This is a genomic window from Staphylococcus coagulans, assembly GCF_022557135.1.
Classification (GTDB): Bacteria; Bacillota; Bacilli; order Staphylococcales; family Staphylococcaceae; genus Staphylococcus; species Staphylococcus coagulans.
This window is the reverse complement of record NZ_CP092966.1, coordinates 1,927,104-1,937,056: the sequence shown is the minus strand read 5'-3', so window position 1 is coordinate 1,937,056 and position 9,953 is coordinate 1,927,104. Positions and strand designations below refer to the sequence as shown.

At 34.5% G+C, this 9,953-nt stretch carries 9 protein-coding genes and 1 pseudogene; 5 read left to right on the top strand and 5 right to left on the bottom strand.

Annotation, left to right across the window (positions count from 1 at the left end):
* Positions 1-28: 28 nt before the first annotated feature.
* Complete coding sequence (gene trpS, locus KM149_RS09205) at positions 29-1,021, bottom strand: tryptophan--tRNA ligase (protein WP_182281104.1); 993 nt, start codon at positions 1,019-1,021, stop codon at positions 29-31.
* A 309-nt stretch (positions 1,022-1,330) separates the two neighbouring features.
* On the opposite strand from trpS, the gene spxA reads away from it, so the two are divergent.
* Positions 1,331-1,726: a transcriptional regulator SpxA gene (gene spxA, locus KM149_RS09200; protein WP_016424649.1), complete on the top strand. Its 396-nt coding sequence runs from the start codon at positions 1,331-1,333 to the stop codon at positions 1,724-1,726.
* A gap of 304 nt (positions 1,727-2,030) precedes the next feature.
* Positions 2,031-2,720, top strand: a complete 690-nt coding sequence (gene mecA / locus KM149_RS09195; RefSeq protein ID WP_050345878.1) for an adaptor protein MecA — start codon at positions 2,031-2,033, stop codon at positions 2,718-2,720.
* Positions 2,721-2,863: 143 nt separating this feature from the next.
* On the opposite strand, the pseudogene arsB reads toward mecA, so the two are convergent.
* A pseudogene (arsB, locus tag KM149_RS09190) lies at positions 2,864-3,944 on the bottom strand (arsenite/antimonite efflux transporter); the annotation flags it as partial.
* Between the two features lie 253 nt (positions 3,945-4,197).
* Between arsB and KM149_RS09185 the strand changes: the two are divergent.
* Together KM149_RS09185 and pepF are read left to right on the top strand one after the other, a co-directional pair.
* Positions 4,198-5,163 (top strand): competence protein CoiA, encoded by a 966-nt coding sequence (locus KM149_RS09185; protein WP_214971853.1) that lies wholly within the window; start codon positions 4,198-4,200, stop codon positions 5,161-5,163.
* Positions 5,164-5,235: 72 nt separating this feature from the next.
* Complete coding sequence (gene pepF, locus KM149_RS09180; RefSeq protein WP_165545877.1) at positions 5,236-7,044, top strand: oligoendopeptidase F; 1,809 nt, start codon at positions 5,236-5,238, stop codon at positions 7,042-7,044.
* Between the two features lie 472 nt (positions 7,045-7,516).
* On the opposite strand, the gene yjbH is transcribed toward pepF, so the two are convergent.
* The 3 genes from yjbH to KM149_RS09165 form a co-directional block, all read right to left on the bottom strand.
* On the bottom strand, positions 7,517-8,305 hold the full coding sequence (gene yjbH / locus KM149_RS09175) for a protease adaptor protein YjbH (RefSeq protein WP_016424655.1): 789 nt from the start codon (positions 8,303-8,305) through the stop codon (positions 7,517-7,519).
* A gap of 16 nt (positions 8,306-8,321) precedes the next feature.
* Complete coding sequence (locus KM149_RS09170; protein WP_016424656.1) at positions 8,322-8,693, bottom strand: truncated hemoglobin YjbI; 372 nt, start codon at positions 8,691-8,693, stop codon at positions 8,322-8,324.
* Positions 8,694-8,855: 162 nt separating this feature from the next.
* Positions 8,856-9,458 (bottom strand): CYTH domain-containing protein, encoded by a 603-nt coding sequence (locus KM149_RS09165; protein ID WP_214971860.1) that lies wholly within the window; start codon positions 9,456-9,458, stop codon positions 8,856-8,858.
* Between the two features lie 132 nt (positions 9,459-9,590).
* Here KM149_RS09165 and KM149_RS09160 point away from each other — a divergent pair, with 132 nt between their 5' ends.
* Entirely contained in the window at positions 9,591-9,938 is a 348-nt protein-coding gene (locus KM149_RS09160) for a UPF0738 family protein (protein ID WP_050331446.1), read from the top strand.
* Positions 9,939-9,953 lie beyond the last annotated feature (15 nt).

Below are 9,953 nucleotides of genomic sequence, written 5' to 3'. Positions count from 1 at the left end.
CTTTTTTTCGTAAGGAATGAAGCACTTCTTATTTACGTTTACGTCCTAGTCCCATTGCTTTTTCCATTTTTTTCAATGTTTTAGATGAAACACGATGTGCTTTGTCGCGTCCTTCGTCTAATATTTCATCTAAGCGGTCTGAGTCTAAAAAGTGGTGATATTTTTCTTGGAAGTCGACTAAAAAGTTTTCGACCACTTCGGCCAAATCACCTTTAAATGTCCCATAGCCTTCATTAGCATAGCGTTTTTCTAGGTTAGAAATAGATTCTCCAGTCAAACTAGAGTAAATGGTTAATAAATTAGAAATACCTGGCTTTTGTTCTGGATCAAACTGAATTATACCATCAGAATCTGTGACCGCACTTTTAATTTTTTTAGCTGCGATTTTAGGTTCATCGAGTAATGAAATAAAGTTTTTCTGATTGTCATCACTTTTACTCATTTTTTTCGTTGGATCTTGAAGACTCATAACGCGTCCGCCTATTTTTGGCATTTGGACTTCTGGTTTAGTTAAAATATCGTTGTAACGATAGTTGAAACGATCGACAAGATTACGTGTTAACTCCATATGTTGTTTTTGATCATCACCCACGGGAACGATATCAGTGTTGTATAACACAATATCTGCAGCCATAAGAGGTGGATAAGTTAAGAGTCCTGCAGGAATACCTTCCGTTTGTTTTTGTGATTTATCTTTAAATTGAGTCATACGCTCCAACTCACCAATTGAAGAAATGGTTGTTAACATCCAGCCTGCTTGTACATGTGCAGGCACTTCTGATTGGATAAATAAAGTGATTTTATCAGGATTGAGACCGGAAGCAAGATAAATGGCAGCAAGTTGACGTGTTTGCTTTCTTAGTTTCAATCGATCTTGAGGAACTGTAATCGCATGTTGATCGACAATACAAAAGTAACACTCATAATCGTCTTGGATATCGACAAATTGCTTAAGCGCCCCAATGTAATTACCGATTGTTGGAATACCGCTCGGTTGAATTCCCGAAAATAATGTTTTCATAATGACTAGCCTACTTTCTTTCTTGGTTATTCAATACTATTGTAACAGTATTTTCTTTGTTTGTAAGTTATGTTAATATTAAGGAAGTAACCAAATTGAAAAAAATCATACTAAAGTCTGATTATTGCAATCATTTGATTATTTTACAGATTTCTCATTTAATTTTAATGTTTCGGGTGTATAATATAAACATAAGCGTTAGAAGCAAAGATAAATTAAGGTTAGACTTGTTTATATATGTTTAAGCAGTTAATCTTGAAGCGTTAAATTACAATGAATAACATTCATTAAATTAGGAGAGTGAGATGTATGGTAACATTATTTACTTCACCAAGTTGCACATCTTGCCGTAAAGCGAAAGCATGGTTACAAGAACATGACATTCCGTATACGGAGCGTAATATTTTTTCTGAACATTTAACTTTAGATGAAATTAAACAAATCTTGAAAATGACTGAAGATGGAACGGATGAAATTATTTCTACACGTTCTAAAACTTACCAAAAATTAAATGTGGACATTGATGCATTACCACTTCAAGATTTATACACAATTATTCAAGACAACCCTGGTATTTTACGTCGTCCAATTATTTTAGACGATAAACGATTACAGGTAGGTTATAACGAAGACGAAATTCGTCGTTTCTTACCACGTAAAGTACGTACGTTCCAATTGCAAGAAGCACAACGTATGGTTGATTAAATATAAGCGTTTGTAATCACTAATGTGAGGCGAGCGTTAGCATATTAAAAGGACTGGAAAATCACTTCCAGTCCTTTTAATTATGATGACTGAGAAGTGTCAAAAGGATTGCAGCTAACTATAAACCATCATATATTCCTCCATTTTTAATGTGTGTGCCTAACAGGTGTCATGTAAGGGAGATATGTTATACTGAAAGTGCTAAGGTACACAATTTTATTTGATACAGTCAAATAGATTGTGTTTTTATTGGTTGTCTAATACAATAGGGTTACTATTCATCGACTGTAAGGAGTGAGATGATATGAGAATAGAACGTATAGACGATATGACTGTAAAACTTTTTATCACATATACAGATATTGAGGCGCGTGGATTTAAGCGTGAAGATCTTTGGACTAACCGTAAACGAGGCGAAGAATTTTTCTGGTCTGTTATGGAAGAAATCAATGAAGAAGAAGATTTTGTCGTCGAAGGACCGTTATGGATACAAGTACATGCCTTTGAAAAAGGCGTCGAAGTAACGATTTCAAAATCTAAAAATGATGATTTGATGCAAATGTCTGAAGAAGATAGTACCTTTGATGAATTCGATAGCCAATTGAACGAATTATTATCACAGTCGTTGAAAGATGATCAAACATCAGATAGTCAAAATGAAAGAGAACGTACGCATAAGACTAAAGCGCCGACACCTCGTACTGCGATTTTTAAATTTGAAGATTTAGAAAATGTCATTGAATACGCACATCGTAACGATCAACAATTGACTGATTTTGAAGATTTACTTTATATGATAGATCAAACGTATTATTACGCAGTTCATTTTGATGAATCTGTTCAAGAAGAAGAAATTCATGATTTCTATGGTCAAATATTAGAATTTGCAATGCCGAGTGATCGAACAGCGTACTATCTAAATGATTATGGTAAAATTATAATGAGTCATAATGTAACAGAACAAGTGAAACGTTATTTTCCTTTAAGTGACTAATTAATAACTAAAAATTATTTTGTTTATCAAAAGAGTTCTCGATTAAATCATCGAGAACTTTTTTAAATATTACAATGACAATAGGCACTAAGAATGGTCAGAGTTTGTATCAAACTTTAATCATCTGGATTAATCATGCCTTACTTTATGAAGCCGGTTACTTCAGATTGTCCTATAGCAATTGCATCTATTAAAACTGTTAGCAGATTGTTCATGATTGAGGATAAAAACGCAGCTATAAAGCCCATACCTATGGCACTACTGAATAAGCCATAATTTGAAATATAAGATAACGCGTGAGCTAAGAGGGATGTAATTCCGGCATTTTTTAAACCGAACACGACCAGGTACCTCCCTATTGAAAACAGCACAATATTCCAAGGCACGCCTAGAATGATTTGCTTAGCATGAACAGCTTCAGATTGATGTGTGCAACCCAGAAATATGAGTGCAATCATCCCGATGATGATGGAGACTGGAAAATGGATAAGGCCCCCAAAGAGATAGCCAGCTAACAATGCGACTAAGATGAACCATGCCAGTATGAACAATCTTGAATCTTTTATAATTATCTTTAGGCGCTTTTAAATGAGAAATATTAAAAGTTTGAGGAATAGACTTTCTAAAATAAAGCCACAGGAAAGAAATGCTTGCAATTAATGCGAAAAGATTAGTGATGAACATTCGACCTAAATATTGTAAGAAATCTATGCAAAAGTAATCAGCAGAAATAATATTCACTAAATTGCCGACAATTAAAGGCAAAGATGTCGTATCTGAGACAAAGCCACAGGCGATAATAAATGGAAAGATCATGTTAGTTTTAAAACCTAAATGTTTAACCATCACTAATATAATGGGGGGCAAAATCAAGGCTGCACCGTCATTTGCAAAGAAAGCAGCGACAACAGTACCTAATAACATGATGAATACACAAACATTTTTAAACGATAGCCGTTTGAAGCCTTTACCTTATGAATGGCTGCACATTCGAAAAAGTCAATCTCATCTAACATAAGTGAAATGATCATAACCGAGATAAAAGCTAAAGTCACATTCCAAACGATATGCGTCACTTGTCCTGCATTGCCCCATTGAACAACACTTGTAAGCAGCGCAATACCCGCGCTATTAAAGCAGTTATACCAATGTCTAATCCTTTCGGTTACCATATGACAAAAACTAAAGTTAAACGAAAATCGCAATTGCTAAAAATGTAAGCATGTTCCTTCACCTGACTTCAAATTTTAAACCACAGTATGAATTTAATTACCTATTTGAACGTGTTTAAAACTTATGCCGCACGCTGGTTTATAAGATGTGTTTAATATATCGAGTCAATCTGTATGACTTGTAATGATTTACTATCAGAGATAACACGATTATTTATAACGAGTTGAGTTTAAAAAAGATGACGCTGAAAAAATATTTGAAGTAATTCTTAATATTTGTACGTGTATGTAATTGAGGTGACGAGATGTTAACAGCATACAATGAGCAATTAGAGCAAGTTTTCGCACCACATGCGTCCAAACAAGAGCAGTATTTTTGTCCAATTTGTAAAGCGGCTGTCATTTTAAAACAAGGGGCCACTAAAAGCGCCCACTTTGCCCATCAATCCAATCTCCATTCTACACGTCAGATGCAAGGTGAATCTGAACAACATCATCGTTGCAAATCTCATTTATATCTTCAATTAAAAAAGAGCCATGCTGATGTTAGATTAGAACCTTATTTGAAAGCAATTAACCAAATTCCAGACTTGATTGTAGGACATTGGGCATTAGAAATACAATTAAGTATGATTTCTTACGAACTAATGAGACAACGTACGATAGGGTTAACGCAGCTAGGCTATCATGTCTTATGGCTTACAGCATTGCCTAAAATTAAACAAGGTCGCTTCATTCTGACCCAACTTCATCAACAAGCAATTTTACCAGAGTCTTATTCACTCTTTTGTATCAATACGAAGACAGATAGTATTTATCGAATTTCACAACTTGTTCCGCTTACAGCAACACAATTTTATGGAGAAATGACCATGATTCCTGTCGCACAGCTTTGCCAATATTTAAGTCATCAAGCGCCTGAAGAAATGGTTGTTCGTAAATTATCGACTGCGACAATCTTAAGCTATATAAGACAATGTCGTCAAAAAAACAATGTGCGAGAACCTACAATATCGTTAATGTACCAATTACAATTAACAGATGAACAGGTTATTAAATTAACTGGATTTTTATTTCCAGAACAAATTTATATTCGTACGCATGCTGTTTTATGGCAGTTATGGATATTGAAGAGTATACAAAGTCAAGTGCCGAGCCACGCACTTCTAGCTAAAAACATAAAATTGCGGCAATTTGCTGTGATAGAAGTGGATTCATCAAAAATAATCAATAGCATAATAGCGCGATATATTAAATTTTTAAATTTATAAGTGAATAGTGTGCATTATTGTAAGAAAAATGAGAAAATAAGATTAATATTAACACCAAGAGGAGGAAAAATAATGTCACAACAACTCACAAGAGAACAACAAGAACAAAAATATCCTGAATACTCATGGGATTTAACAACTATTTTTGAAAGTGATGAAGCTTGGGAAAAAGCATTTAAAACAGTTGAAAGCTATTTAGGAAAAGAAGCTCAATTTAAAGGTCACTTAGGTGATGACGCCGAAACATTATATCAAGCTTTATCACTCGAAGATGAAATTGAAACTGAACTTGAATCTGTATACGTCTATGCACATTTAAAGCAAGACCAAGATACAGCAAACGATCAATATACTGGTTTTGAAGCACGTGCACATCAATTAGCAATTAAAATAAGTTCAGCTTGGAGCTTTTTAGTACCTGAATTACTTCAAATAGATGAGAAAACAATTGAATCTTATGTTGCCTCTCATGAAGGATTGAAACGCTTTGAGTTCGATTTACAATTAATCAACGAAAAGCGTCCGCATATTTTAGATGCTGAGCAGGAAAAATTACTAACTGAGGCACAAGATGCACTATCAACCCCAAGCAATGTATTTAGTATGTTTGATAATGCAGACCTTACTTTTGAAGATGTAACGGATAAAGAGGGTCAAAAACACCCATTAACGCAAGGTACATTTATTAAATATTTAGAGTCTGATGATCGTGTACTACGCAAATCTGCTTTTGAAAATGTATATAAAGCCTATGGAAGCTACAACAATACGTTAGGTGCTACGCTAGCAGGAGAAGTGAAAAAACATGTATTTAATGCACGATCACATCATTATGAGAGTGCCCGTGCGCAAGCTTTAGGAAATAACAATATTCCTGAAGAAGTTTATGATAACCTCGTGAAAACAGTCCATGAATATTTGCCGTTATTACATCGATATACAAAATTAAGAAAATCATTGTTAGGTGTAGACGATTTAAAAATGTACGATATGTATACACCAATGGTTAAAGATATCAAGTTCGAAATGCCTTACAATGAAGCGGTTGATTGGATGTTAAAAGGTTTGGAACCAATGGGGGAAGAATATTTAAATGTGATTAAAGAGGGCTTAAACAATCGCTGGGTAGACGTATATGAAAATAAAGGAAAACGTTCAGGTGCTTATTCATCAGGTGCGCATAAAACGAATCCGTTTATTTTATTGAACTGGTCTGATACTGTTTCTGATTTATATACGTTAGTCCATGAGTTTGGTCATTCAGCGCATAGTTATTTTAGCCGTCAAAATCAACCATCTAACATGAGTGATTATTCTATTTTCGTAGCTGAAGTGGCTTCAACTTGTAACGAAGCATTAATGAGCCATTACATGGATAAACACCTTGATGATAAACGCCGTCTATTATTATTAAACCAAGAATTAGAGCGCTTTAGAGCCACGCTTTTCCGTCAAACGATGTTTGCAGAGTTTGAGCATAAAATTCATCAAATTGAGGAAGCAGGGGAGCCATTAACAGCTAATCGTATGAATGAAGAATACGCTACATTGAATCGTCAATACTTTGGTGACACAGTAGAAACAGATGAAAACATTAGTAAAGAGTGGTCTAGAATTCCTCATTTCTATATGAACTATTATGTCTATCAGTACGCAACAGGTTATAGCGCTGCACAAAGTTTAAGTCACCAAATTTTAACTGAAGGTCAACCAGCCGTTGAACGTTACATCAATGAATTTTTGAAAAAAGGAAGTTCAAATTATCCAATTGAAATCTTAAAAAATGCTGGTGTAGATATGACAACACCACAACCGATTGAGGATGCATGTAAAGTCTTTGAACAAAAATTGGATGCCTTTGAAAAATTAATGAAAGCTTGATAGATATGAATTCGTTTACAATATGACGGTTTTGTGAAATTTTTAATTTTTAGTCCTTAAATGGTTGAAACCATAAAACACTCGTGTTATATTATGAGCATGAAATTAATCACATAACAAACATACCCCTTTGTTTGAAGTGAAAAATTTCTCCCATCCCCTTTGTTTAGCGCCGTGTCGAAACACGGCGTTTTTTATTTGTCCTTTTTTAGCTATGTTCTTATTCTAAATTCTGTACTATGCCTTTATTACATATTCATTAACTAAGAGCGTGTCATGTTAACGTTATTCAGGAGTTCGTCACCGATAGGATTAAAGTCTGTCTTGCGATAGCAATCGACAAAATGAAGCGTCATCAACACTGATAGCGTGAAGCAAAAACAAACACTAGACAAGTGTTGTCGCCTACTAGCTCCTAGCTATAAACGTCAAATTTGTCTAGTGTCATTTCATTTATTAATAATAGTCATATTTACATCTTTGATTTCCAAAAGACGCCCTCAGGATAAGTCATTTTCGTAATCTTCTGCTGCAACATTAATTTTTTTAATTCTTTTTTTAAAGTTTTCTCTGGCCATTCATAAATTGTCAATAACTCTTCTTCTGTCACCAACTGTTTTTGTTGAATATAATCAGCTAAATTCGGCGGTAAAGATTTTTCGATAGGGCTTCCCATCATTTCATTAATAATATACGTATAGATATGATATGGGTACAGGCCTTCTACTTTTAAACCTTCTTCTTGAATATCTTCATTAAAAAAGACAAGAGAAGGGGCTTGTTCAACTTCCATTTCTCGAGCGATATGGAGATCCACTTTTAAACTTTCACGCAACTGCCCGTTCTTTAAATCATCTTTGTAAACGTCTAAATCTAAACCTGCATTAATTATACATTTACGTATCATTTCTTCTGTAACAATGTCGGGCTTGGGGATAATCTCATTTTGAATTAAATGCATAAAACGATGTGCACGTGCACGTCCTTGTAATTCGGCAGCTTTAAATGCAAGTGCAATGTTATCCCGATCTGAAGTGCTTTGTGCTTGACATTTTGTTAAAACACGCAAAGAAGGGTTTAATATATGACGAATACGAATATATTGATGGTATTCAATGCGTAACTTTGACAAAATCGCAGAAAGTTTAAAGCTGTCCATACTAAATGGATCAAAAAAAGAGTAAATTTCAATCTTACTTACAGGTGAAAGATTTGAATCTTCACGACAAGTATTCACGATAGCTCTCAATTCTTTCGTCATGTTATTTCACCTACAATTAATTTTCTATATTGACCATATGATTTGCGGTTAAACTTAGTCTTTCATACAAGTAATCGCCCACGCCATACGGAAGTTGTGCTTCTGTAATAGCAATGTGCATGTTTTCCAACCATGCGGCTTTTGCTTGATGGTCTATCGGAAAAGACATGTGACGCATTCTTAACATCGGATGCCCATGTTCTTGCGTATATAAGTCCGGTCCACCTAGAAATTGCGTTAGAAACTGTTTTTGTTTGCGTGCCGTTTCTGCAAAATCGCCAGGAAACAAATGATTAATTCTATTATCTTGTTCTACTAGTCTATAGAAATGATCAATTAAGGCGTATAACTTTTCTTGCCCAATCACTTCGTAAGGTGTCTGTGCCATCTTCATCACCGCTCAAGTTTCGTATTATATATAAATGATAACATGAATTTTTACATTTCAAAGCAAAAACACTTGTACATAAACTGTTTACATGTCATACTATTGAATTTTGTGAATGGATTCTTCATCAATTGAATGAAACAACGCTTGTATAGTTTACAATCATCTTTTCTTCTTATTTATGTTTTGATTATGTTTTTTGTATTCAAAAAAGCGTTGTACTTTATTTTTTGGCGTATCCGGTTCTAATTGTAGTTGGTCTAATAGTTGATGAAATGCATGTTTTCCTGTTTCAAAATCTGATACTTCAAACTCTAGTTCGTAATCTTCAGTATCTAAATACGTACTATGGTCTAAGACAAGTAAACCGTGTGCTGTTTCAGTTTCAAGACGATAGGTTGTTAATGCGCCTAGAACTAGTAGATCTTGCACAGCTACGTGACGTAGTTCGAGAACTTCTTGTATGGATGAGTCAATGATATCAACAGGGACACGTTTATCTTGTTTAGGTGACCAAGTCACTTGTGCATTGTGTTCTAATAAACCAACTTGATCGGGCACTTTCAACGTCATCTCATTAGAAGCGTTTTGCTTTTCTCGTATTCTTAAAGCCATTTTCTGTGATTGAATTTGAAAGTCTGGTGTATCAATGTAATAATTAACTTGCTTAAAAGGGGATTGCTGTGAAAAATAATGCGCCTTAATCTTCTCGTAATGCGCTTTATTGAGTCGTTGTTTAAATTCAATTTCTCGTTCAATTGACATTGATGATCACTCCTTATTGACTTATTATGCCGAAGTATGTGATGTTTTGAAAGTAATTCACATGAGTTTGTTTTGAACGATGAGTGTCACGTTAAATTATGTTAAAATGTTACGTGATGAGGAGGAAAAGATATGCGCATTTATGTCAACGAAGTTAAAATTCAAGATAATCGTATCTTATGTTATACGGATGAACCTACGAAAGGTTTTACTGAAGCGGGACAAATGCTTGCTGATAGTGATCGTCACGCCTTTGTTTATTTATTAGATGATGGATCTTCGTTCTCGTACTTATTGTTTGTACAAGAAACTTGGCCAATGCTTCATGAACATCGGGGCAAAGAAGTTGTGATTAACGATGAATTAACGTTAACGCAATTTTCTCCTGAGTTGGACTACTTATTAGAAAACATAGAAGGTAATTCCAATTATGGAAAAGAATTTGTGACTGCCGTAGAAGAAACATTTGAACTCGTATGAAGCGGAGTGAAGTGA